The sequence below is a fragment of the Stenotrophomonas sp. NPDC047960 genome (assembly GCF_043204395.1).
GTDB lineage: Bacteria > Pseudomonadota > Gammaproteobacteria > Xanthomonadales > Xanthomonadaceae > Stenotrophomonas.
This window is the reverse complement of record NZ_JBIDBX010000002.1, coordinates 408,931-432,004: the sequence shown is the minus strand read 5'-3', so window position 1 is coordinate 432,004 and position 23,074 is coordinate 408,931. Positions and strand designations below refer to the sequence as shown.

General features: G+C 65.9%; 23 protein-coding genes. 15 read left to right on the top strand and 8 right to left on the bottom strand.

Annotation, left to right across the window (positions count from 1 at the left end; genetic code table 11):
- Positions 1 to 44: 44 nt before the first annotated feature.
- Positions 45 to 965 carry an MBL fold metallo-hydrolase gene (locus tag ACGFZ3_RS07560; RefSeq protein WP_392918628.1) on the bottom strand — a complete coding sequence of 307 codons (921 nt, stop codon included), beginning with the start codon at positions 963 to 965 and terminating at the stop codon, positions 45 to 47.
- Positions 966 to 1,482: 517 nt separating this feature from the next.
- On the opposite strand from ACGFZ3_RS07560, the gene ACGFZ3_RS07555 reads away from it, so the two are divergent.
- From ACGFZ3_RS07555 to ACGFZ3_RS07545, 3 genes are read left to right on the top strand one after another with little or no spacing between them, the layout of a single operon-like run.
- A complete protein-coding gene (locus ACGFZ3_RS07555) occupies positions 1,483 to 1,842 on the top strand; it encodes a BrnT family toxin (protein ID WP_392918625.1) in 360 nt (119 codons plus the stop codon).
- Complete coding sequence (locus ACGFZ3_RS07550; protein WP_392918623.1) at positions 1,811 to 2,089, top strand: BrnA antitoxin family protein; 279 nt, start codon at positions 1,811 to 1,813, stop codon at positions 2,087 to 2,089. The genes ACGFZ3_RS07555 and ACGFZ3_RS07550 overlap by 32 nt, the downstream gene beginning before the upstream one ends.
- 17 nt (positions 2,090 to 2,106) lie before the next feature.
- Positions 2,107 to 2,406 (top strand): hypothetical protein, encoded by a 300-nt coding sequence (locus ACGFZ3_RS07545; RefSeq protein ID WP_392918620.1) that lies wholly within the window; start codon positions 2,107 to 2,109, stop codon positions 2,404 to 2,406.
- A gap of 31 nt (positions 2,407 to 2,437) precedes the next feature.
- On the opposite strand, the gene ACGFZ3_RS07540 is transcribed toward ACGFZ3_RS07545, so the two are convergent.
- The 6 genes from ACGFZ3_RS07540 to ACGFZ3_RS07515 form a co-directional block, all read right to left on the bottom strand.
- Positions 2,438 to 5,047 (bottom strand): TonB-dependent receptor plug domain-containing protein, encoded by a 2,610-nt coding sequence (locus tag ACGFZ3_RS07540; protein WP_392918617.1) that lies wholly within the window; start codon positions 5,045 to 5,047, stop codon positions 2,438 to 2,440.
- Between the two features lie 293 nt (positions 5,048 to 5,340).
- On the bottom strand, positions 5,341 to 5,535 hold the full coding sequence (locus ACGFZ3_RS07535) for a hypothetical protein (protein WP_392918614.1): 195 nt from the start codon (positions 5,533 to 5,535) through the stop codon (positions 5,341 to 5,343).
- 15 nt (positions 5,536 to 5,550) lie between these two features.
- Positions 5,551 to 7,944, bottom strand: a complete 2,394-nt coding sequence (locus ACGFZ3_RS07530) for a PAS domain-containing protein (protein ID WP_392918611.1) — start codon at positions 7,942 to 7,944, stop codon at positions 5,551 to 5,553.
- Positions 7,937 to 8,410 (bottom strand): response regulator, encoded by a 474-nt coding sequence (locus ACGFZ3_RS07525; protein WP_392918609.1) that lies wholly within the window; start codon positions 8,408 to 8,410, stop codon positions 7,937 to 7,939. Before ACGFZ3_RS07525 ends, ACGFZ3_RS07530 begins: the two co-directional genes overlap by 8 nt.
- A complete protein-coding gene (locus tag ACGFZ3_RS07520) occupies positions 8,407 to 10,644 on the bottom strand; it encodes an ATP-binding protein (RefSeq protein WP_392918606.1) in 2,238 nt (745 codons plus the stop codon). The genes ACGFZ3_RS07525 and ACGFZ3_RS07520 overlap by 4 nt, the downstream gene beginning before the upstream one ends.
- Before the next feature lie 90 nt (positions 10,645 to 10,734).
- A complete protein-coding gene (locus tag ACGFZ3_RS07515) occupies positions 10,735 to 10,899 on the bottom strand; it encodes a hypothetical protein (RefSeq protein WP_392918603.1) in 165 nt (54 codons plus the stop codon).
- A gap of 134 nt (positions 10,900 to 11,033) precedes the next feature.
- Between ACGFZ3_RS07515 and ACGFZ3_RS07510 the strand changes: the two genes are divergently transcribed.
- The 11 genes from ACGFZ3_RS07510 (at position 11,034) to ACGFZ3_RS07460 (ending at position 19,923) form a co-directional block, all read left to right on the top strand.
- Entirely contained in the window at positions 11,034 to 11,996 is a 963-nt protein-coding gene (locus tag ACGFZ3_RS07510) for an acyl-CoA dehydrogenase (protein ID WP_392918600.1), read from the top strand.
- Positions 11,984 to 12,742 carry a PIG-L deacetylase family protein gene (locus ACGFZ3_RS07505; protein ID WP_392918596.1) on the top strand — a complete coding sequence of 253 codons (759 nt, stop codon included), beginning with the start codon at positions 11,984 to 11,986 and terminating at the stop codon, positions 12,740 to 12,742. The genes ACGFZ3_RS07510 and ACGFZ3_RS07505 overlap by 13 nt, the downstream gene beginning before the upstream one ends.
- The gene (locus tag ACGFZ3_RS07500) at positions 12,739 to 13,326 is read left to right on the top strand and encodes a class I SAM-dependent DNA methyltransferase (RefSeq protein ID WP_392918593.1); all 588 of its coding nucleotides are present in this window, start codon (positions 12,739 to 12,741) and stop codon (positions 13,324 to 13,326) included. The genes ACGFZ3_RS07505 and ACGFZ3_RS07500 overlap by 4 nt, the downstream gene beginning before the upstream one ends.
- Positions 13,323 to 14,024: a glycosyltransferase gene (locus ACGFZ3_RS07495; RefSeq protein WP_392918590.1), complete on the top strand. Its 702-nt coding sequence runs from the start codon at positions 13,323 to 13,325 to the stop codon at positions 14,022 to 14,024. The genes ACGFZ3_RS07500 and ACGFZ3_RS07495 overlap by 4 nt, the downstream gene beginning before the upstream one ends.
- The gene (locus ACGFZ3_RS07490) at positions 14,024 to 14,314 is read left to right on the top strand and encodes a PQ-loop repeat-containing protein (protein WP_392918894.1); all 291 of its coding nucleotides are present in this window, start codon (positions 14,024 to 14,026) and stop codon (positions 14,312 to 14,314) included. Before ACGFZ3_RS07495 ends, ACGFZ3_RS07490 begins: the two co-directional genes overlap by 1 nt.
- A gap of 168 nt (positions 14,315 to 14,482) precedes the next feature.
- The gene (locus tag ACGFZ3_RS07485; protein ID WP_392918587.1) at positions 14,483 to 15,340 is read left to right on the top strand and encodes an STAS domain-containing protein; all 858 of its coding nucleotides are present in this window, start codon (positions 14,483 to 14,485) and stop codon (positions 15,338 to 15,340) included.
- 1 nt (position 15,341) lies between these two features.
- Positions 15,342 to 15,722 carry an STAS domain-containing protein gene (locus ACGFZ3_RS07480; RefSeq protein WP_392918585.1) on the top strand — a complete coding sequence of 127 codons (381 nt, stop codon included), beginning with the start codon at positions 15,342 to 15,344 and terminating at the stop codon, positions 15,720 to 15,722.
- Entirely contained in the window at positions 15,719 to 16,120 is a 402-nt protein-coding gene (locus ACGFZ3_RS07475; RefSeq protein WP_392918582.1) for an ATP-binding protein, read from the top strand. The genes ACGFZ3_RS07480 and ACGFZ3_RS07475 overlap by 4 nt, the downstream gene beginning before the upstream one ends.
- Entirely contained in the window at positions 16,111 to 17,127 is a 1,017-nt protein-coding gene (locus tag ACGFZ3_RS07470; protein ID WP_392918580.1) for an ATP-binding protein, read from the top strand. The genes ACGFZ3_RS07475 and ACGFZ3_RS07470 overlap by 10 nt, the downstream gene beginning before the upstream one ends.
- Positions 17,124 to 17,987 carry a sensor histidine kinase gene (locus ACGFZ3_RS07465; protein ID WP_392918577.1) on the top strand — a complete coding sequence of 288 codons (864 nt, stop codon included), beginning with the start codon at positions 17,124 to 17,126 and terminating at the stop codon, positions 17,985 to 17,987. The genes ACGFZ3_RS07470 and ACGFZ3_RS07465 overlap by 4 nt, the downstream gene beginning before the upstream one ends.
- On the top strand, positions 17,974 to 19,923 hold the full coding sequence (locus ACGFZ3_RS07460) for a response regulator (protein WP_392918574.1): 1,950 nt from the start codon (positions 17,974 to 17,976) through the stop codon (positions 19,921 to 19,923). The genes ACGFZ3_RS07465 and ACGFZ3_RS07460 overlap by 14 nt, the downstream gene beginning before the upstream one ends.
- Here the strand turns inward: ACGFZ3_RS07460 and ACGFZ3_RS07455 are convergent.
- Positions 19,917 to 20,201 (bottom strand): putative quinol monooxygenase, encoded by a 285-nt coding sequence (locus tag ACGFZ3_RS07455; RefSeq protein ID WP_392918571.1) that lies wholly within the window; start codon positions 20,199 to 20,201, stop codon positions 19,917 to 19,919. The two genes, ACGFZ3_RS07460 and ACGFZ3_RS07455, sit on opposite strands and share 7 nt — an antisense overlap.
- Before the next feature lie 245 nt (positions 20,202 to 20,446).
- Here ACGFZ3_RS07455 and ACGFZ3_RS07450 point away from each other — a divergent pair, with 245 nt between their 5' ends.
- On the top strand, positions 20,447 to 23,044 hold the full coding sequence (locus tag ACGFZ3_RS07450) for a methyl-accepting chemotaxis protein (protein WP_392918567.1): 2,598 nt from the start codon (positions 20,447 to 20,449) through the stop codon (positions 23,042 to 23,044).
- The last annotated feature ends 30 nt before the right edge of the window (positions 23,045 to 23,074 follow it).

The following is a 23,074-nucleotide window of genomic DNA, read 5'->3' as shown; positions in this document are numbered from 1 at the left end:
AAATCCTTGAAACTTTACCGAGGGTACAAACTGCGACGCAGGAGTCAGAAGTCCCAGAACACCGGCACCCAGCGGAAGACCTCGCCGTCGGCCGCAACGCGGCCGACCGACGGGAACGGCAAATGGGTGGCCACCAGCATCTCGCCGGTGCCGGCCAGTTCGTTGAGAAGGGTGATACGCACCTGCGCGGCACCTTCAGGATCGTGCTCAAACCCGTTGTGCCAGTTTGGCTGCTCGAAGCCGACCGCGAAGATGGCATCACCGGCAAAGGTCAGTGCATCGCCGTTCGAGTTCAGACGCACCACGCTGTGGCCGGGCGTGTGGCCGCCGGTGCGGTGCGCGCTCACGCCGGGCGCGATCTCGTGCACATCGTCAAAGGTGTGCACGTAGCGTCCGTACTCGTCGAGGAAGTGGGTAGCGGTGGCGCGCAGCGCATCCGGGAAGCCGGGCGGCATGTTGGTGCGGGTGAAGTCGGGCGCCTTCCAGAAGGCCACTTCGGCGGCGGCCACGTGGATGCGCAGCTCGGGATGCAGTTGCTCCTTTACGCCGTCCACCAGCAGGCCACCGATGTGGTCCATGTGCAGGTGGGTGATCACCACGTCGGTGATCTCCCCAAGGTTGATGCCCGAAGCGCCAAGACGGCGGATCAGCTGGCCAGCGCGCGGCAGGTTCAGGTCAGGGTCCATGCCCAGGCCGGCGTCGATCAGGATGTTGCGGTCGCCGCTGCGCACCACCATCACGTTCAGCGCCCAGTCCAGCGCATCCGGCGGCAGGTACATCTCTTTGAACCACGGCGCGCGCTCGGCGGCGGAGACGTTGTGGCCGAGCATCTGAGTGGGCAACGGCAACACGCCGTCGCTGACCACCAGCACGTCGATATCGCCGACCTTGAGCGCGTAACGTGAAGGAACCAGTTCGTCGAGCGCGGGCGGGTGCGGAGCTACGGTGTTTTCCAGGCTGAACATGAGGAAATCTCCTTGGCGGGATCCACGGCGGGGGCGCCGTGCAGGATCAGCCTGGGGGAGCGGCCGCGCGGCCGGTAGATCCGTGGGCGGGTACGCGGTGTTGTCCAACCGGCAGCAATGGAAGCGAGCGATTTCTGAAAGCCGCTTCCAGCGAATGACGCTCCAATACCTGCTCGCCGTGTGTGGCGAAAAACCCCGAATGCAGTCGTTGGCAACGGGTTATGGCTGTATGAAGCAGAGAGGATGCGTTGCGGACGCGGGTTCGATTCCCGCCAGCTCCACCACCTGTGCATCCGTCGTGGTGCCCAGCTGAAGGGGCTGCACTGGTTTCGACGTGGCGAGCAGTCAATGTGGACAGCCCGAGAGGCGACCGACGTAATCGGCGCAAAAACTGTAATCGCCAATGATGATTACATCGATCAGAACGAACAGGACACCCTGCTCGCAGCCTGATTCACGCAAGCGCACGTGATCACCAAACGCGCAGCCACCCCGCCGGCAACGGCGGGGTGGCACTTTGAGTTCCGAGGGCGGGAGGTACGCCTCAGCATGGACTTGCGCAGGAACATTTATTGTACATACAATAAATACATTCGAACTGACCTATGACGCTGCCAAAAGCGCTCGGAATGTAGTTCAGCGCGGTCTCTCTTTTGAGCTTGCGCGCACGTTCGATTTTCAAACGGCGTTGTTTACCGTGGACGAGCGAAAGGACTACGGAGAGGTGCGTCACCGTGGCTTGGGATGGGTTGGCAACCGTCTACACGTTCTGGTGTTCACCGAAACGTTGCACGGAATTCGGGTGATCAGTTTCCGCAAGGCCAACGAGCGAGAGGCGAGGCAGTATGAAAAGGCAGATGGGTGCCGAGGCCCCTGACCTGGAAAATCCGGAATGGTCTTCAGCCGATACCAGTCGCGCGGTAAAGTTTGATGGTCTGCCGGAGACGCTGCAGCGCAAGTTGCGTGGTCGTCCCAAGGCAGTACAGACCAAAGAGCGAATCACCATTCGGCTTTCGCCGGACGTATTGGAGGCGTTCCGTGGAACAGGCGCTGGCTGGCAGACCAGGATGGATTCGGTCCTGAGGGAGTGGGTGTTGGCCCATAAGGGAAAAAGCCGCGTATAGGCACGCGGAGGGTCCGCATGGATGACGTAGTCAGGAAGTATTGGAAATGGGGTGCGCTGCAGAGCGTGCTCGCCGTAGCAGTGTCTGCGCTTGTCTTCTGGCTGCAACGCCGTCAGTGGATGGCGGCGCCACCCGAACCTGGCACCGAGATCTACGCCCATGACTGGAGCTTCCAGTGGATGGTCTTCGCTGTGCTCTGGGCGCCATCGGTATTACTGGCGACCTATGTGCTGCTGGGCCTTGAGCTGCTGGCGCTCAGGATAATGCGGCCCAAGGCTTTCGAGCAGGGCAGGCAAAAAGCATGCGATGGACCATGACGGTGACCATCGCATGCCCAACTTGCCTGTATCAGAACTTCCAACCCACCCGCGCATAATAGAACCCGCCGTTGAAGCCATACGGCGAATGCACCGGGTACTCCGCGCCGGCCACGCCGGACCACGGGTTCTTGGCCGGGGTGCGGTCGAACAGGTTCTGTGCGCCCAGGTTGAAGTACAGGCCCGAATCGAACTTCCAGCCCACTTCGGCATCCACGATCAACGCACTGCCGCCGTAGATCGGCAGGCCGCCATCGGCCGCCGAGATCACGCCGCTGTCCAGGTGATCCTCATACCAGGAGCTGTAGTAGTTGAAGCGCAGGTTGGCGTTGAAGATCTGCCGCTGGTGGTGGACGCTGAAATAGCCCTTGGTCTTGGGCAGTGATTTCTCCAGCTTGTACACGCGCGCTTCGTCGATGAAGTCCGGATTGAAGCGGTCCACCTCGGTCTTGTTCCAGTTGGCCGCCAGTGAGTACGTGGTGGTGCCACCGAAGTGGTCGCTCTTGAAGCTGGTGACCAGATCCACGCCGGTGGTGGTGGTGTCGAACGCGTTGCCGAAATAGGTCACCTGCGAGATCGAGGCCGCTTCCGGGTTGCCGCCGGCCACCAGCGCCGCACGTTCTTCCGGGGTCACCGCGAAGCTGGTACTCAGCGCGATGCGGTCTTCCACCTTGATCTGGTAGCCATCCAGGGTGAGCAGCCAGTCGCCTTCGGTCCATACCGCACCCAACGAAAGGTTCTTGGACTCTTCCGGCGTCAGTGGCTTTGCGCCCTTGAGCTGCGCGATGGGATTGGTCGGCGGCAGGGTGGCGATGTCTTCCAGTGCGGTACCACCGAACACGGTGCTGATCTGGCTGATGTTGGCCTGGCCCGGCGTGGGCGCGCGGAAGCCGGTGTTGTACGCGCCGCGCAACGCAAAGTGCTCATTGAAGTCGAAGCGTGCGGTGACCTTGCCGTTGGTGGTGCTGCCAAACGAATCGTAGTCCTCGAATCGCACTGCGCCGGCCAGCAGCAGGCGTTCGGTGACCTGTGCTTCCAGGTCGGCATAAGCGGCCCAGTTGCGGCGGTCAAAGGTGCCCGCGGTGCGAGCGCTGAAGCCGTTGAAGCCGTTGGAGCCCAGTGCAAAGCCCTGCTCGGTGAGCGGACCGATGGCGGTGGAGGGGCCGTCGCCGGGACTGATCTTGAAGCTCTCTTCGCGCCACTCCGCACCGGCCGCCAGGCGCAGCGGCTGGGCAGTGAAGCTGGCCGCGATATCCCGCGTCACATCGACATTGAAGCTCTTCTCGGTCTGCGTGTTGCCACCGGGGCGGAAGTACAGCCCGTCAGGCTGATCCGGGCCGAGCGAAGCATTGACGGTGTTGTAGATGATGAACTCGATATCGTTGCGGCCCCAGGAACCGCTTACGTCCCAGTACCACTCGCCCAGGTTGCCCTTGGCACCGGCGAAGATCGAGCTGTCTTCCAGCTTGCCGCCGAAGCGGGGGGTGAAGCCGCCGGGCAGGCTGGAGAGGAACGTGTAGCAGTTGGCCGGCAGCGCAGCCACCGCCGCCCCCACCCCGCTGTAGGGCAGCAGGTTGCCGGCGCCATCGCGCAGCGCGATGGTGGGGCACGCGCCGACGCCGGTAAGGTTGCCTACCAGCAGCGTCTCGCCACCGTCGTTGGAGTACACACCTGAGCGTGCGGTGGGGTCGCGGAAGTAGAAGCCGCCGTCCACGTCGCGCTTGGCGTAATTGCCGAACAGATAGAAGTCCACCGCGTCGGTGGTGAGGCCAAGGTTGGCGACCAGCTTCAGGTCGTCATCGACCTTGGGCGAACCCCATACCTGCGCCGGGTCGCCCACGCCGGGGTACCCGGCGGCGATGGCGGCCGCCGCGTCATCGCGCTGCACGCTGCGCGAGGTATCGTCGGCCTTGCGCCACTCGGCCGTGAGGGTGGCGAAGCCGCGCTCGGTCAGCGGCAGGCCGATCTGCGCCGAGTACTGGGTGGTGAGGCCGTCGCCCTTGTAGTACTGGCCGGCGAACACTTCGGCGGTGCCACCTTCGCGCAGTTTCTTCAGGCCGAAGTTGATCACGCCGGCAATGGCGTCCGAACCGTATTGGGCGGCGGCGCCGTCGCGCAGCACGTCCACCTGTTCCAGGGCCAGCGAGGGAAACACGGAAAGGTCCGGGCCCTGTGCGCCGTCGGACAGACCATGGCCCAGGAAGGTGATGACCGCCGCGCGGTGGAAGCGCTTGCCGTTGATCAGCAGCAGGGTGTTGTCGGGAGGCAGGCCACGCAGGTTGGCCGGGCGGATCAGGCTGGCCGCGTCATCGATGGGAATGGTGCTGACGTTGAACGAAGGGACCAGCACTTTGAGCTGGTCAAGCGCATCGGTGGCGCCCTGGTTGCGGAATTCTTCGCCGCTGATGATGTCGATCGGGACGGCCGAGGAGGAAACGGTGCGGGGCTTGGTGCGGCTGCCCAGTACCGACACTGTATCCAGCGTGGTGGCCTGTTCGCCGGAACCCGATGTGCTGCTGTCCTGCGCCATGGCCACTGAACTGGTGACCAGCAGCGCGGCGGCCAGTGCCGCCTTTACCGCAGATGCCAACGGCGAAATTGCTTTCGGAGCGTGAACACACTTGCCAATGCGGTCGTTCATGCATGCACCTTGCAGTCTGATTGTGGGTAGGTCGTTCTCGTTACGTGCTCATCCGGTTGGTTCTCCTTGCGTGCCAGGGGGCTGGTGCGCTGCACAAATACTTAACAGAACGTAAACAGTACTGCAACGTATCTTTCGTTTTGACCTCATTCGTTCAAGCCAAGTGAGGCAAGCGGCGCCCGCTTTCGCCGCCGCGCGGGGGGCAAAACGGGGAAAAGTGTGAGTCTCATCCCGGACGAAATGAGATCTTCTGCGCGATTTCGGAGGGGGCTGGCGTCGCAACCCCTCTGGAATCAGGGCGCGTCCAGGGATGCCTGCAAGGCGGCCGCGAGGGCCGCATCGCCGCTGACCAGGTCCTCCCAGCGCAGATCGAGCCCCTTTCGGTGGCCTTTGCGCACCAGCTTCAGACCCTCGGGGTCGAGGGTCAGTGTGTAGGACTCATCGCCGATCTGGACTTCGCGGCGCAGGGGTTTGTCGAGCGGCGTCATGGACGTGGTCTGCCGTCATTCGTCCTGCAGCGATCCGCGGATCGATCGCGCCAGGTCACTGCGGGTAAACGGCTTGCCCAGGATCGCGATGTTGCGGCCAGCCGCGCCACTGGCGTCGATGTCGCGTGGGTAGCCGGAGGTGAACAGCACCCGCAGCGCGGGTTTCTGGGCCTGCGCCCGCTTGGCCAGTTCCCAGCCGGACATGCCGGGCATCACGATGTCCGAGAACAGCAGGTCGACGCTGACGTCGGTGCGCTCAAGCAGGCGTATCGCCGAGGGACCGTCGTGCGCTTCGAGCACGCGGTAGCCAAGCTGGCGCAGGGTGTCCACGGTGTACGCACGGACGTCATCGTTGTCTTCGGCGACCAGTACCGTGGCTTCGTCCTGCATTTCGTAGCCGCCCAGGCCACGCTGCTCGGTCTGGGCCGCTTCGGGCAGTTCGACCGCCGAGCGCGGGAACAGCAGGGTGATCGAAGTGCCGGCGCCGGGCACGGAATCGACCAGCACATGGCCACCGGACTGCTTGACGAATCCATACACCATGGACAGCCCAAGCCCGGTGCCGCGGCCGACCTCCTTGGTGGTGAAGAACGGCTCGAACACGCGGGTCAGGGTTTCGGCGGACATGCCGTGGCCGGTGTCCTTGACCCGCAGCATCGCGTACTGGCCCGGCGGCACGTCAGGGTTCTGCGCCGTGAAATCGTCGTCGAGGTGGGCGTTGTCCACCTCGATCACCAATCGGCCGCCCTCGGGCATCGCGTCGCGTGCGTTGACCGCCAGGTTGAGCACCGACGCTTCGAGCTGGCTGGGGTCCACTTCCACGCACCAGATGTCCGGGTGGTGCACGATCTCCAGCTGCACCAGCTCGCCCAGCGAACGGTGCAGCATGTCTTCCATGTCGCGCACCTGTGCGTTGAGGTCGACCGGCAGGCTGCGCAACGGCTGTCGGCGTGAGAAAGCGAGCAGGCGCTGGGTTACGTTGGCCGCGCGCATCACGCCCTTGAGCGCGTTGTCCAGTGCGCGCGCTGAGCCCTCGGCGGCATCACCGAGGCGATCGGTAAGCAGCTTGGCGTACTCCACGTTGCCGGCAATCACCGTCAGGATATTGTTGAAATCGTGCGCGATGCCGCCGGTGAGCTGGCCCACGGCTTCGATCTTCTGGCTCTGTCGCAGCGCTTCCTCGGCCTGTCGGCGCGCAGTGGTTTCCACTGCCTCGGAGACCACCGCCGTGATGGACCCCTGGTGGTCAAGCAGCGGCCGGAAGGAGAACTCGAAGGTGCGCTTGCCCGTGGGCAGGCGCAGGTCCAGTTCGTGGCGCGAGGCACTGCCGGCAGCGGCCTCGAGCACGGCCTGGCAGACGATGGCCGGCACACCCTCGGTATCGGCAAACCAGGCGGCCTCGCAGTACAACGCACCGCGAACCTCCTCCTTGGTGGCCAGGATTGCGGCCAGCGAGGCGGAGTTGGTATCGATGATGTGCCCATCCAGGGTCAGCAGGTTCTGGTGCTGGAAGCTGGATTCGAACAGCGCCTGCAGGCGGCTCTCGCTGCGGTGCAGGGCCGAGGTGCGCTCGCTGACCTGCCGCTCGAGCGATTCATTGCTGGCCGTCAGCAGCGCCTGGGCCTGCTTGAGCTCACTGATGTCGCGGGCCATGGCGTAGTAGCCCAGTACCCCGCCTTCGGCATCCAGCTCGGGAACGAAGTCCACCTGCGCATGGCGCGCGGGACCGACGCGGCGGTGGGCAAGGGTTTCAAAACTGACCCGCTCGCCCCGCAGCACCCTGTCCAGGTGTTCCTGCAGCCCGGCGAATCCGTCGTCACCGACCATCTCGCGGGCATGCCGGCCGACCATCTCTTCAGGGGCCAGACCGTGCCATTCCATGTAGGCCCGGTTGGCGAAACGGTAGTGATGGTCGCGGTCGAGGTAGGCGATCAGTGCCGGCAATGAGTCGGTGATCAGGCGCAGCCGCTGGTGGCTTTCGCGCAGCGCATGCTCTACCTGCAGCAACCGGCGTCGCTCCTTGGCTTCGTTTATCGCGCGCAGGATCGCGTCGGGCAGGCGTTGCAGGCGCGACTTGACCACGTAATCGCGGGCGCCGCGCTTCAGCGCTTCGACCGCCAGTTCTTCGCTGAGGGTGCCGGAGACGAAGATGAAGGGCACCTCCGGTGCCAGCGCGCAGGCCAGCTCCAGCGCCAGATCACCGCTGAAGCCAGGCAGCACGTGGTCGGCCAGGATCACATCGAAGTCGTGCGCTGCCAGCGCGTCTCGCATGCCCTGGTCGGACCAGGTGCGCTCGAAGGTGAACGGCAGGCCGGCGCGCCGAAGCTGCAGGGTGATCAACTCCGCGTCGAGCGCGCTGTCCTCCACCATCAGGATGCGGATCGGTGTGGCGGGCAGATCGTCAGCCATCTTTGCGGCTCTTGGCGCCAAAGAGCGTGCCGTGCGGCGGCGGCTGGTTGGTGATGCCCCAGAACATGCCCAGGCCCTGGATTGCCTCAAGGAACTCCTTGAAGTCCACCGGCTTGACCACGAACGCGTTGACGCCCAGCTCGTAGCTGAGGATGAGGTCCTGTTCTTCGCGCGAGGAGGTCAGCATCACCACCGGGGTGCTGCTTAGCGCCGCATCGGTACGGATTTCCTTCAGCACTTCCAGTCCATTGAGCTTGGGCAGCTTCAGGTCCAGCAGCACCACCACCGGGCCGCCGTGCATGGCGCCCTCGTAGCGGCCTTCGCTGCGCAGGTACTGCAGCGCTTCCACGCCGTCCCGCACATGGGTGACTTCGTTCAGCAGCTGGCAGCGCGCAAGTGCAGCCAGCGTCAGCTCAGCGTCCTTCGGATTGTCCTCCACGAGCAGAATCGGCCGCAGGTCTCTCATACTTTGTCTCCAGTAGCAAAGGGAATGGTGAAGAAGAATTTGGCGCCCACTCCCAACTGGCCTTCGGCCCACGTCCTGCCGCCGTGACGGGTGATGATGCGGTTCACGTTGGCAAGGCCAATGCCAGTGCCTTCGTATTCGTCGGAATGATGCAGGCGCTGGAAAACGCCGAACAGCTTGTCCACGTAGCGCATGTCGAAACCGCAGCCATTGTCCTGGACGAAGAACACGTGCTCGGTATCGGTGCGGTAGTGACCCACTTCAATGACCGGGTGCGCGGTGTCCCGGGTGAACTTTATCGCGTTGGACAGCAGGTTCTGCCAGACCAGGCGCAGCATGCCAGGGTCGGCCTGCACGCGCGGAAGGCTGGGCACCCTCCAGGCGATGGTGCGACCTTCGTACTCCATGTCCAGTTTGTGTCGTACATCCTGTACCAACGCTGTCATGTCCATCGAGATCTGACCCATCGTGGACCTGCCCATCTGCGAGAAACTGAGCAGGTCGTCCACCAGTGTTCCGGCAGATTGTGCGGATTCGACGATGGTATCGAGGTATCTCTTTTCTGAATCGTTCAACCTTTCGCCTGCAGCTGCCCACAGGAGTTCCGAATAGCCCACGATATGGCGGAACGGTGCGCGCAGGTCATGGCTGACCGAGTAGGAGAACGCCTCAAGTTCCTTGTTGCTGCGCAACAGCTGCTCGTTGAGCGCGGCCATCTCTTCTGCCTTGCGCAGCACGATGTCGACGATGGCGGTGCGCAGCTCCATTGCAGCATCGCGGTCGACCTCGTTCCATGGCAGCGACTGCTTGCGCACCGTTTCCTTCCAGCCCTCGAACGAGGTGCGCGGCGACAGCGGCAGGCCGGTATCCTCCTTGCGCGGGTCGCCGCCCCAACGCACGGTCCGCACCACTTCCGGCCGGAACCACAACACGAAGCTGTCGTGGATCTGGGAAATGGAAATGGCGAGCACGCCGCTGGCCACGTCCGAGAAGGCATCGGCGGGGTCCCACTCCAGCGGCAGGCGATCGGTGCAGATCAGGTCGCCTTCCTCCTGCCGGGCGGTCAGCCACTGCACCAGCTGCATCACCTGGCTCTGGCTGGGACATTCACCGTGCAGGATGCATTCGCCCCGGTGCACAATCGCCGCGCCAGCAGACTGGGTGAGCGCCAGCAGGTTCTGCTGGTCGCGGCCCAGTGCGGCCATGAAATCCTGATCGCCGGCCATTCGTCCGAGCAGGCGCACCTGGATGGCGCGGCGCGCGATGCGCTCTTCCACCATTGCAGCGCGTTCCTTCAGCGAAATCTGCAGGGACAGGATCTGCCCGATGAATTCGCAGGCCGTGCGCACGTGGTACGGCACCCGCTTGGGCGCCTTGTTGTGGCAGGAAATCAGGCCCCACAGTTCGCCTTCGCGCAGCAGCGAGATCGACATCGAGGCACCGGTGCCCATGTTGCGCATGTACTGCAGGTGCACCGGGGAGACGCTCCGCAGCATCGCCGGGCCCAGGTCGGTCGGCGGCGCTGAGGTGACATCGGCCGCGCGGACCAGGGGCACCGGCTGATAGTCATTGTCGGCGATCAGCCGCACCCGGTTCCGCCGGTACAGCTCACGGGCCTGGGCGGGAATGTCCGATTCGGGAAAGCGCAGGTCCAGGTAGCTTGGTAGCACGCCGTTGCCGTTCTCGGCCACCACCGCGCCATTCCAATCCGTGTCGAACTGGTAGACCAGCGTGCGGTCGAAGCCGGTCAGCGCGCGGATCTGCAAGGCCGCCAGTTCGCACAGCTCGCGGGTGCCCGGTACCCGCTCGATCTCCACCATGAAGGCACGGATGGCGGGGTACAGGTCTTCCAGCGAACCCGGTTCGCCCGGTACGGGCTCTTCGAGCTCCACGATCAGATCGTCGGCCAGGCGGTGCGCAAGGGTGTGATGCCCGCCATGGCCACCGACAGGGTGCGCACCAAGAAACTGGGTCGAACCCGGCGCAAGCGCTTCCAGCGCCGGTCGACAGCTCGCCAGTGCGCCACCCAGCACCGTATCAATGGTCTGGCCCAGCGGGTCGCCCAGCGTCTCCATCAGATCCGCTCGCGCGAGGGCACGGGCTTTGACGGTCAGCGTCCGGGGGTCCAGGACGAGGACCAGGCCGTAGGGTTGAATGGCTCCTGGAGTACGGATCGGTTCCCTGGCACAGCTGTTGAGATCCAGGGCGTTGTGTTTCGAGTTCCAGGACGACATTCGTTCAATCCCCCAAGGGGTGCGTGCTAACGCCCATAGCTTCGCATATCCCCACCTCCGTCTCTGTGAGGAGGCCGGGTGTGAGGCGCGCTACGGCCTGGGTGGGCGTTCATAGTCGTCGGGGGTGGCGGTGTGCTCCTGCTCAGGCATGTCCTTGTCCTTCCACCGGGCATCGTCATTGCGAAGCTTGTCCGGGGTATGTGCCTTCTGCTGGTCGTCCTCGCCTTCCAGCGGATTGGAAGAGGGCGCGTTCATAGGCAGGACTCCGATGTTCATGGGATTGAGACAAGCTTGCGGGCGTGCAGGTGAGCGCGGCGTCCGTGCCGGGTGCACGACATCCACACGCCGGGCTCACCCCCCAGCCACAGGGGGCGCGGTATCCCTTGGGCATGGACCAGATTTCCGAACATGCCGCGCCGGCGCTTGAAGCAGCCGCGCGTGAGGTGCTTGAGCGCCAATCCTCGTTGCCGCTCCCTGGCCGGGGGCACACTCTGGAGCGTTGGCGTGCGTTGGCCGCCATCGCCGGACGCGACCTGTGCGTTGCCAAGGTGATGGAAGCACACTACGACGCACAGGCCATCCTGGCCGATCTGCATGCGCCCGCATTGGCCGAGGGCCTGCTGGCGGCGGTGTGGGCGGCCGAGGGACCGCAGGCGACGCTGCGGTTCGATGAAGAAACCAGCACCGTGAGTGGCGCCAAGCCCTGGTGCTCCGGCGCCGGCCTGGTCGATGTCGCCCTGGTCACCGCGCACTGTGGCCAGGGTTCGCGCCTGGTCTGTCTGCGCACCGATGCCCCCGGCATACTGCTGCAGCCGCAGAGCTGGCATGCGACCGGGATGGCAGGCATTCCCAGTGGGACGGTGCAGTTTGACCGCGTGCACGTCGAGGCCGTCGGCGCCAGGGGCGCCTACCTGGCCCGGCCGGGCTTCTGGCACGGCGGCGCCGGTATTGCAGCCTGCTGGTATGGCGCGGCGGTAGCGTTGGCGTCGCCCCTGCAGCGCTCACCGCGCGTGGACAACGACGCACAGACCGCTGCGTTGCTGGGCCAGGCCGACATGGCACTGGAGTCCTCGGCCGCACTCCTGCGCGAGCTGGCTGCCTGGATTGATGCGATGCCCGCCCAGCCTCATCAGTCCGACGTTATAAGGGTGCGCAGCGTTGTGGAGCGCAGCTGCATGCAGGTGCTGGACATCGTAGGCCGTGCGCTTGGGCCGGGGCCGATGTGTCTGGAGCCGGACCATGCCCGGCGCTGGGCCGATCTCACGGTGTTCATCCGGCAAAGCCATGCCGACCGCGACTGGGCCGCACTGGGTCGGGCCATCAAGGGTCAGGAGCAGCCATGGACGCTGTAGCCGTCCGGATCGAAGGACAGGGCACGCCGGAGTCGGCGTGGCAAGGCTGTGCGTGGTTGGAGGCATTGCCCTCGGTGGAAGCCGACACCGTTCTGCTGGGGGCGCGACGGCTCATCGTGGTGTCCCCCCATCCGGACGATGAGGTGCTCGGTTGTGGCGGCCTGATGCAGGCCGCCGCCGCCCAGGGCTGCGCGGTGCAGGTGATCTCGGTGACCGATGGCGAAGCCTGCTATCCCGACCATCCGCGCCTGACACCGGCACGCCTGCGTGACGCGCGTCGCCGCGAGCTGGCCGTGGCCCTGCAGGCCTTGGGCATGGACGCCACGCATGTGACCTCGCTGGGGCTGCCCGATGGCGCCGTGGCGCGCCACGAAACCGACCTGGCCGCACACCTCGGCGCACGCTTGTCGGCAGGGGATGTCGTGCTGGCACCCTGGATCCATGACGCGCATCCTGACCACGAAGCGGCAGGGCGCGCGGCGCGTGCCGCGGCAGCCAGCTGCGGTGCCAGGAGCCTGCAGTATCCGGTCTGGGCGTGGCACTGGCTGGATGCCCAGGCACCTGCCGGCCCCTGGACGGCCGCGCAGCGCATTGCCCTCTGCCCGGCGGCACGCGCCCGCAAGCGAGAGGCAATCGCGGCGTTCGCTACGCAGACCGGGGAAGGGGAGGCGCTCGGCTGCGAGCCGATCCTTCCCGAGCACGTGCTGGACCGGTTCCGGCGCTCTTTCGAGGTGCTGATCGGATGAACACCCGCGCCTACTTCGAGCAGATTTACCAACAGCCCGATCCCTTCCAGTACCGCAGCCGCTGGTACGAGGCGCGCAAGCGCGCGCTGACGCTGGCGTGCCTGCCCCGCCAGCGGTACCGCAACGCATGGGAACTGGGGTGCTCCAATGGCGTGCTGAGTGCGGAGCTGGCAACGCGCTGCGACGCGCTGCTGGCGACCGACCTCAGTGAGGCGGCCCTGCAGGACGCGGCCGGCTCGACCCGGCACCTGTCGAACGTCCGCCTGGAGCAGGCCCGCCATCCGGAACAATGGCCTGACGGGCGCTTTGACCTGATCGTGGTCAGCGAGGTCGGCTATTACCTGGCGCCGCAGGCCGTGGTGGCGATGGCGGAAAAACTGCGCGCCAGCCTTGCCGATGACGGCCTGCTGCTGGCGTGCCACTGGGTACATCCATTCGATGAGGCGCTCAGCTCAGCCCAGCAGGTGCACCGCGCGTTTGCCCGGGGCCTGGATGAGGCCTTCTGTTACCAGGACGCTGACCTGCTCATGCAGGCGTGGAGTCGCGAGCCGACCAGCGTTGCCCGCTGGGAAGGCCTGCGATGATCGGCGTGATCGTGCCCGCACACAATGAAGCGCATGCCATCGGTCGCTGCCTGGCGTCGATCGCCGTGGCTGCCGGACATCCCGGTCTGCGCTGCGAGCCGGTGCGGGTGGTGGTTGCGCTGGACGCATGCAGCGATGCCACGGCGGCGGTATGTGCCGAGCACGGGGCGCTCACCGTGGTGGTGGACGCCCAGTGCGTCGGCACTGCGCGGGCAGCGGCGGCCAGCCACGCATTGGCGCAGGGCGCGCGCTGGATCGCCAGTACCGACGCCGACACCGCCGTGCCACCGGACTGGCTGTGGCGGCAGAGTCGATGCGGCGCCGATGCGTTCTGCGGCGTGGTTGAAGTGGCCGACTGGCTCGACTATCCAGAAGGCGTGCGCAGGGCATTCTCCGAGCGGGAAATCGTGCAGGACGGACACCGGCACATCCACGGAGCCAATCTGGGGATGAGCGCGGCGGCTTACCTGGCGGTGGGCGGCTTCAAGGCCCTCCGCACGGGAGAAGACGTTGCACTGGTTGAAGCACTGGCCGGCAACGGCGCCCACATTGCCTGGCTGGCCCGGCCCGCCGTGGTGACAAGTGCCCGGCGCACGGCGCGTGCGCCGCACGGCTTCAGCGGCTTCCTTCGCGCGCTGGAACGGGAGGTGGTAAGCGCCGGGACCTCGCTGCTGCCCGCACGCATGGTGCCCGAATGATGGAGCAGCCCGCCGACCTGCTGGGTTGGGCCGCCACGGCCGTGTTGATCGCCACGCTGGCGCGGCAGATCTACAAGCAGCACCAGGCCGGGTCGGTGGAAGGCGTCTCCACCTGGTTGTTCGTCGGTCAGATCACGGCCTCGCTGCTGTTCATTGCTTACAGCGCGCTGCTCGGCTCTACGGTGTTCGTGGTGACCAACAGCCTGATCCTGATCACGGCAGTGGTCGGGCAGGTGCTCGCGATACGCCGGCGCAAGGTGTCGAAGCGGCCAGTCGGGCATGGGCAGTGAGCGGCAGGGTCCCCGGATTCTGAATAATTCAGGCATGTGCGCGCGACCTCCAGGTGTCAATGGTTGCCGTCATGGTCCACGTAGCTGAATTCATTTAAGCTCAGTCTCATTCCAGGCCCCGGCGCGTCGCGTGCCGGGGCCTTCCCCCTTCCTACCCGGGATCTCCTCATGGCGGCCATGCAGCAGCGCACCATCGACCTTCTTCGTACCCGCCAGGACTTCGTGTTGGAGCAGTGGGTCGACCATCTGGCCGCTTCCGGCCAGAGCCAGGATGCCCGCCTCAGCGCGCGTGAGCTGGACGCACAGGTACGCGAATTCTGGCGCCTGTTCCAGGCGGCGCTGTCCCCTGCCGGCAATGGCGTCGCCGGCAGCGAGTGGCAGGAAACCCGCCAGTTCCTGGAACAGCTCTCGCGCGACCGCGTGCTCAAAGGCTTCAGTTCCTCGGAAACCGCCAGCTTTCTGTTCTCGCTCAAGCGCCCGCTGTTCGAGCTGGTCCAGCAGAACTTCGCCGACGATCCCAAGGCGGTCGGTGAACAGCTGTGGGCGATCTCCGAGCTGATCGACGGTCTTGGCCTGCACAGCGTCAACGTCTACCAGAAAACCCGCGAGGATGTGATCCAGCGCCAGCAGGAAGAAATGCTGGAACTGTCCACCCCGGTGGTGAAACTGTGGGAGGGCGTGCTGGCGCTGCCGATGATCGGCACGCTCGATTCGCAGCGCACCCAGGTGGTGATGGAATCGCTGCTGCAGCGGATCGTCGACACCGGTTCGGAAATCGCCATCATTGACATTACTGGCGTGCCCACCGTGGACACGCTGGTGGCCCAGCACCTGCTCAAGACCGTCACCGCCATCCGCCTGATGGGCGCCGACGCGATCATCAGCGGCGTCCGGCCGCAGATCGCACAGACGATCGTGCACCTGGGCCTGGACCTGCAGGGCATCGTCACCAAGGCCAACCTGGCCGATGCATTGGCACTGGCGCTCAAGCGCACGGGCCAGACGGTGACCAAGGCGGCCCGCTGAAATGGACCGCATTCCGATCCTGCAGATGGGCGATCTGCTGCTGGTGACCATCCAGGTCGACATGCATGACCAGCTCGCGCTGACCCTCCAGGATGACCTGACCGAACGGATCCAGAAGATCTCCGCGCGCGGCGTATTGATCGACATCTCGGCGCTGGACATCGTGGATTCGTTCATCGGCCGCATGATCTCCACCATTTCGTCGTTGGCGCGGATCATGGATGCCACCACGGTCGTGGTGGGCATGCAGCCCGCCGTGGCGATCACGCTGGTGGAGCTGGGCCTGACCCTGACCGGTGTACGCACCGCGCTGAATGTCGAACGTGGCATGGATCTGCTGCGCATGGACCTGATGCGGCAACCTGACGAAGAGGCGCCATGACGGCGGTCAGTGGATCCTTGCCGATCCGCGTCGAACAGGACGTCGTGCTGGCCCGCCAGGCCGCCCGCCAGGCGGCCGTGGCGTGCAGGATGCGGCTGATCGACCAGACCAAGCTGGTCACCGCGGCCAGCGAGCTGGCCCGCAACGCCGTGATCTACGGCGGGGGTGGCAGCATGGAGTGGGACGTGGTGGACAGCGGTCTGCGGCGTGGCCTGCGCCTGGTGTTCTCCGACAACGGGCCCGGTATTCCCGATATTGCCCAGGCGCTGACCGATGGCTGGACCTCCGGCAGCGGCATGGGCCTGGGCCTGTCCGGCTCGCGCCGGCTGGTGGACCAGTTCCAGCTTGAGAGCGAGCCTGGCAGGGGCACCCGGGTTTCCATCACAAAATGGATCTGAACTTCTCTGGCCGGGTGACACGGGTCGTGGTGGTGGAAGAGGTCACGCAGGTAGGGCAGGCCCGGCGCGAAGCGCTGGCCATGGCCGACGCCATCGGCTTCGATGAAGTGGATGCCGGCCGCGTGGCCCTGGCCGCCACCGAGCTGGCCACCAATGTGATCAAGCACGGACGCGGCGGGCGCATGTACCTGTCGGTGGTGTGCGGTCGCGGGGGGGAGGGTATCGAGCTGTGCACGCTCGATGCCGGGCCGGGCTTCTCGCTCGCGCAGTCGCTGCCTGACGGCTATTCCACCGGCGGCACCCAGGGCCTGGGGCTCGGCGCGATCCAGCGCCAGGCGACCGTCCTGGACGCCTGGTCCGACGACAAGGGCAGCGTGATGGTGGCGCGGATCTATGCCAGCCTGGCCGCCCGCAACGTGGACGTGCCCTACGGCGCGCTGCGCCTGGCCATGCACCATGAGGTGGCCTGCGGCGACGCTTGGCACCTGCATGCCGATGCCCAGGCGGTGGTCGTGACGTTGATCGACGGACTGGGGCACGGGCTGCCCGCGGCCGATGCCGCCCACGCCGGCGTATCGGCTGCGGCCGCGTGCGGCGTTGCTGCGCCGGCGGACGTGATCGCAGCGATGCACGCCGGCATGTCGGGAACCCGGGGCGGCGCAGTGGCGGTCGCCCGTGTGGAGGTCGCCAGCGGCGCGCTCCAGTTCGCCGGCATCGGCAACATCTCGGCAGGCCTCCACCAGGCGACCACGACGCGCGGCATGGCCTCGCATCCCGGTATCGTCGGGGTCCAGTTCCGCAAAGCGCAACCATTCCATTTTCACGCGACCGCAGGCACGCTTCTGCTCATGCACAGTGATGGATTGCAGGCCCGTTGGAGCCTGCGCGACTACCCCGGCCTGTTCCATCGCCACCCGGCCCTCATAGTGGCGGTGCTGCAGCGCGATTTCGATCGTGGCCGCGACGACACCGGCCTCATCGCCCTGCGGCTTGGAGACCTGCATTGAACGCGCTTTCGCCCGAACAGGAAATCGTCCGGCTCCGCGCGCAGGCCGACGCACTGCGCGCGGAGCTGGAAGAAACCAACCAGGGCGTACTGGCCCTGTACGCCGAACTGGACCAGCAGGCCGAGCAGCTGCGCGAGGTCTCCGAACTCAAGAGCCGGTTCCTGTCCTACATGAGCCACGAGTTCCGCACCCCGCTGGGCTCCATCCTGAGCATGACCCGGCTGCTGGAAGACGGCATGGACGGCCCGCTGACCGACGAGCAGCGCCGCCAGGTGCGGTTCATCAGCGGCTCGGCGACCGAGTTGCGCGAAATGGTCGACGACCTGCTGGACCTGGCCAAGATCGAAGCAGGCCGGATCACCATCTCGCCGGCCTGGTTCGACCTGATGGACCTGTTTGCGGCGCTGCGCGGCATGTTCCGGCCACTGATTGAAGAAAACCGGGTGGACCTGGTGTTCGAAGATCCGCCGGCGTTGCCCCTGCTGTACACCGATGACAAGAAGCTGGCGCAGATCCTGCGCAACTTCATCTCCAACGCGCTGAAGTTCACGCCCAATGGCCAGGTGGTGGTATCGGCGACGCTGCTGGACGAGCACTCGGTGTGTTTCAGCGTGCGTGACACCGGCATCGGCATCCCGCAGGACCTGCTGCCTACGTTGTTCGAGGATTTCGTGCAGGTGGACACCCCGCTGCAGAAGCGTCTGCGCGGCACTGGGCTGGGTTTGTCGTTGTGCAAGCGCTTTGCCGAACTGCTGGGCGGCCAGGTCGGCGTGACCAGCGAACTGGGCGTCGGTTCGGAGTTCCATGTGAAGCTGCCGCTCAAACTGGCTGCCGCGGAGGCCGCCGATGCCGACGCGTGACCGGATCCTGATCGTCGATGACAACGCGGCCACCCGCTATTCGGTGCGTCGGGTGCTGGAACACCACGGGTTCCGCGTGGAGGAAGCCGGTACCGGCAGCGACGGCCTGGCGCAGCTGAACGCGCAGGATTTCGGTGCTCTGGTGCTGGACGTCAACCTGCCCGACATGAGCGGTTTCGACGTCGTTCGCCAGTTGCGCGAAGACCCGCGCATGCAGCTGCTGCCGGTCGTGCATGTGTCGGCCGCCTCGATCGCCACGGGGGACCTCATCACCGGCCTCAACGCCGGCGCTGACGCCTACCTGGTGCATCCGGTGGATCCGGACGTGCTGCTGGCTACCCTGCGCAGCCTGCTGCGTGCGCGCCGCGCTGAAGATGCCCTGCGCGAGGCCGAAGCGCGCTTTGGGGAGATCTTCCGCCAGGTCAACGCGCCGATCGGCGTGCTGGATGCGCACCTGCAGGTGCATGAAGCCAACGACGCCTTCAAGCGGCTGCTCGGTGGCAATCTGGAGCCTGGACGCATCGAGGCATTGTTGGGCCACCAGTTCGGGCCGATGAGCGCGCTGAAGGTGGCGGTGGGTGAAGGCGAGCGCTGGCAGGGCACCTTTGCACTGCAGGTGCAGGGCAGCCGGCGCGTGACCGAATGGCGGGTGACGCCCTACAGTGCGCCCGGCCTGGGCCTGGTGCTGGTCGAAGACATCACCGAGCGGCACGTGCGCGAACTGGAGCAGCGCCAGGAACTGGAAAGCGCCAACAGCGAGCTGGCGTTCCAGATCGCCGAGCGCGAGCGCACGGAAATGGAGCTGATGCAGGCCCAGAAGATGGATTCGCTGGGCCAGCTGACCGGCGGCATCGCGCACGATTTCAACAATCTGCTGACCACCATCATCTCCGGCCTGGACATGATCGAGATGGCGGCCAGCAGCGGCAAGTGGGACAAGGCCAGCCGCTATGTGGACATTGCCACCGCCTCGGCGCACCGCGCGGCCGCACTGACCCAGCGCATGCTGGCGTTTGCCCGCAAGCAGCCGCTGGACCCGCAGACGTTCGACGTGGTGGCCCGGGTGCGATCGCTGGAAGACATGCTGCGGCGCTCGATTGGGGAGAATATCGAACTGGAGCTGGAGCTGGGCACCGAACCGCTGATGGCCATGGCCGATCCCAACCAGTTCGAGAACGTCATGCTCAACCTGGTCATCAACGCGCGCGATGCGCTGGCCGGCCAGGGCCTGATCCGCATCCGCGCAGGCCGTGCGACCGTCGAACGCGATCACGAGCTGTCGCCGGGCAGTTACATCAGCGTCAAGGTGATCGACAACGGCACCGGCATTCCGCTGGACCTGATCAACAAGGTGTTCGAGCCATTCTTCACCACCAAGCCGCAGGGCGAAGGTACCGGCCTGGGTCTGTCGATGACCTATGGGTTCGCACGTCAGTCGGGCGGCAGCGCCCGTATTGCCAGCGAGCAGGGTGAAGGTGCCGAGATCGAACTGCTGTTGCCCGAGGGCCAGCAACAGGTCGAGCTGCAGGCCGAATCAGCAGCGGAGATGGATGTTCAGCGGGGACATGCCGAACGCATCCTGCTGGTGGACGACACCGATTCGGTACGGATGATGGTGCGCGAAATGCTGGTCGAGGTCGGCTACCAGGTCGTGGAGGCCACCAACTCGCAGCAGGCATTGCTGGAACTGCATTCGACCCGTGCCGTGGACCTGTTGCTGTCCGACGTCGGCCTGCCCGGCATGAACGGTCGCGACCTGGCCGATGCGGCGCGCGCGCTGCGTCCGGCCCTGCCGGTGCTGTTCATCACCGGCTATACGGAAAGTGCGGCGGTGCGCAACGAGTTCCTGGGCGAGGGCATGTCGTTGCTGCCCAAGCCGTTCAGCGTGCACGAGCTGCTGCACAGCGTTGGCACGATGTTCCGCACGCGTCAGTAACCGCCTACCGGTTGGGTCTCGAACCGCTCGCCGAAGCCGGTGATGTGCGGGCGTGCCCGGGCAATGGCCTGCTGTACGCCCGGCAGGGCCAGCGAGGCGTGGTGGAGCTCAATGCTGTCCCAGACCTCCGTGATCCAGATCGCGTCGGCATTGGCCGGATCCTTGGCCACCACGTAGCTGCGGCACCCGGGCATGGCCTGGGTGCCCTCCAGCAGGATCGCGATGACCGCGTCGCGCTCGCCGGGAGCAATGTTCATCCTGCCGATCAATCCGTACATGGGCGTGTGCCTGAGAGAAGGACCGGTCAGGGTGCGCTGCGCTACCTGGCGTCGTCAATGCGCTACCGCCCTCACTGAACAGGGTCAGGATCCGGCGCTCAACATCTCCAGCACAGCGCCGTTACCAGCGTATGACCCGGATCCGGCGTGCGTTGCACCCTGCCGGCCGGTCCGCAATGGACTGCGTGACGTAGTAGCGGCGCCCACCGGCGCGCGCTGTTCTGTACTCCTGCCTGGAACACTTCATGTCCGCGTCCCGCTCGTCCGCTTCCAAGCGCCCCGGCAGCATCGCCAACCGGCTGATGCTGGGTACCGCGCTGATCGCCATGCTCTGCTTTGGCGTGACCGCCGCCCTCAGTTATCGCGAAGCCAGCCAGGCGCTGCTCGAGTCCTCGCGGCGGACGATGCAAAGCCAGGCCGAGGCCGAATCGAACCGGGTCGGCGCAGATCTGGCCATCGCATTTGCCACCAGCCAGGCACTGGCTGACAGCCTGGTCGTGCAGCACCGCGCTGCCACCCTGTCGCGTGCGACCGCCGCACAGGTGCTGCAACAGCAGCTGCAGGCTCACCCGGAATGGGTGGGCCTGGGCACGTTGTGGGAACCGCAGGCCTTTGATGGCAGGGACGCCGACTTCGTCGGCGCCGAGGCCCACGACGCCACCGGGCGCTTCATGAGCTATTGGGCCTGGCAGGATGGCGCGCCGGTGCAGGATGCACTCAAGGGCTATGACGTCCCCGGCGAAGGCGACTGGTACCTGCGCCCGCGTGAACTCAAGCGGCAGGCCGTCAGCGAACCGTACCGTTACGAGATCGGCGGCAGGCAGGTACTGATGACCACGCTGTCGACCCCGGTGCTCGACAACGGCCAGTTCCTGGGCGCGGTCACCGTGGACTTCGGCCTGGCCGCGCTCCAGGAGCGCCTGGCGGCGCTGCGCCCGATGGGGCAGGGCCACGTTGAACTGATTTCACCCGGCGGCATCGTGCTGGCCGCGCAGGATGCCAGGCAGATCGGCCAGCGCCGCGACGATCCCGTCACTGCCCAGGTCCTTGCAGCCGTGGCCCGCGACCAGCGCTTCGAGGCGTTCACGCCCGATGCCGCGGGCAACGTGAAGGCGTACGTGCCGCTGCGCATCGGTGCCAGTGAAGAACGCTTCGCGCTGGGCGTGATCGTGCCGTACGCATTGATCACCGAACAGGCGCGGTCGCTGCTGTGGATCATCCTTGGCGTTGGCCTGGGCGCGGCGCTGGTGCTCAGCGCCAGCGTGTACGTGCTGCTGCGCCGGCAGGCAATCCGCCCGCTCGCCGACGCCGTGCGGCTCTCGGCCGAGGTCGCCGAAGGCCGCCTGGACACTCCGCTGCCGCCGCCACGCGACGACGAAGTAGGCCGCCTGCTCGACGCCATGCAGCGCATGCGAGGCCAGCTGCGCGCCGTGATGGCCGCCCAGGCCGAGATGGCGCAGCGCCATTCGGCAGGCGAACTCGGTTTCCGGATGGATGCGCAGGCCTTCCCGGGCGAGTACGGGCGCATGGTCGAAGACACCAACCAGCTGGTGGGCGCCAACATCGCCGTCACCCGTCGACTGGTCGAGGTGATGCAGCGTTATGCAGTGGGTGACCTGTCGCAGGACATGGACCGCCTGCCCGGCGAGCAGGCCGTGTTCACCGACGCCATGGATACCACCAAGGCCAACCTGCGCGCGATCAACACCCAGATCCGCGACCTGGCGGGGGCCGCCGCGCGCGGCGATTTCAGCCAGCGCGGCGATGGCCTGCGCTTCGACCATGACTTCCGCGCCATGGTCGAAAACCTCAATACGATGATGCAGGTCAGTGACGATAACCTGCAGCAGATCTCTGCGCTGCTGCGCGCGATCGCCGCCGGCGACCTCACCGCGCGCATGCATGGCCAGTTCCACGGCGTGTTCGCACAGATGCGCGACGATGCCGATACCACCGTGACCCAGCTGACCGACATCGTCGGCCGTATCCAGCAGGCCACAGACAGCATCAACCTGGCGGCTGGCGAGATCGCTTCGGGCAACAGCGACCTGTCGCGCCGCACCGAACAGCAGGCCGCCAGCCTCGAGGAGACCGCCGCGTCGATGGAGGAACTGACGTCCACCGTGCGCCAGAACGCCGACCACGCCGTGCAGGCCAACCAACTGGCGGCCGGTGCGGCCAACGTAGCCGAACAGGGCGGGAAGGTGGTAGGCCAGGTAGTGACCACCATGGCCGGGATAGAGGCCGCGTCAAAGCGTATTGCCGAGATCATCTCGGTGATTGATGGAATTGCCTTCCAGACCAACATCCTGGCGCTCAACGCCGCCGTGGAAGCGGCGCGTGCCGGCGAGCAGGGTCGTGGTTTTGCGGTGGTGGCCTCGGAAGTCCGCGCGCTGGCCCAGCGCTCGGCCGGGGCGGCCAAGGAGATCAAGCACCTGATCGACGATTCGGTGGAGCAGGTGGCCGAAGGCGCGGCGCTGGTGCATACGGCCGGGCGTACGATGGAAGAGATCGTGACCGGCGTGCGTCGGGTCAATGACATCATGGCTGAGATTTCCGCCGCCTCGAAGGAACAATCCGCCGGCATCGAGCAGGTCAACCAGACCATCACCCAGATGGACGAAACCACCCAGCAGAATGCGGCGTTGGTGGAAGAAGCCACTGCCGCGGCGCGTGCGATGGAAGAGCAGGCCCAGCAGCTGGGCACCGCCGTGGCGATCTTCCGCACGGCGACGGGTGCCCCGGCGGCAGCCCCCGCAGCACCGCGCAGGGTCGTCGGGCAGACGCGGGGGCCGGTGCGTGCTGGAGCGCCAGCCGTCGAGGCCGAACCGGAAATTTCCTGAGCAACGAAAAAAGCCCGGTCATGGACCGGG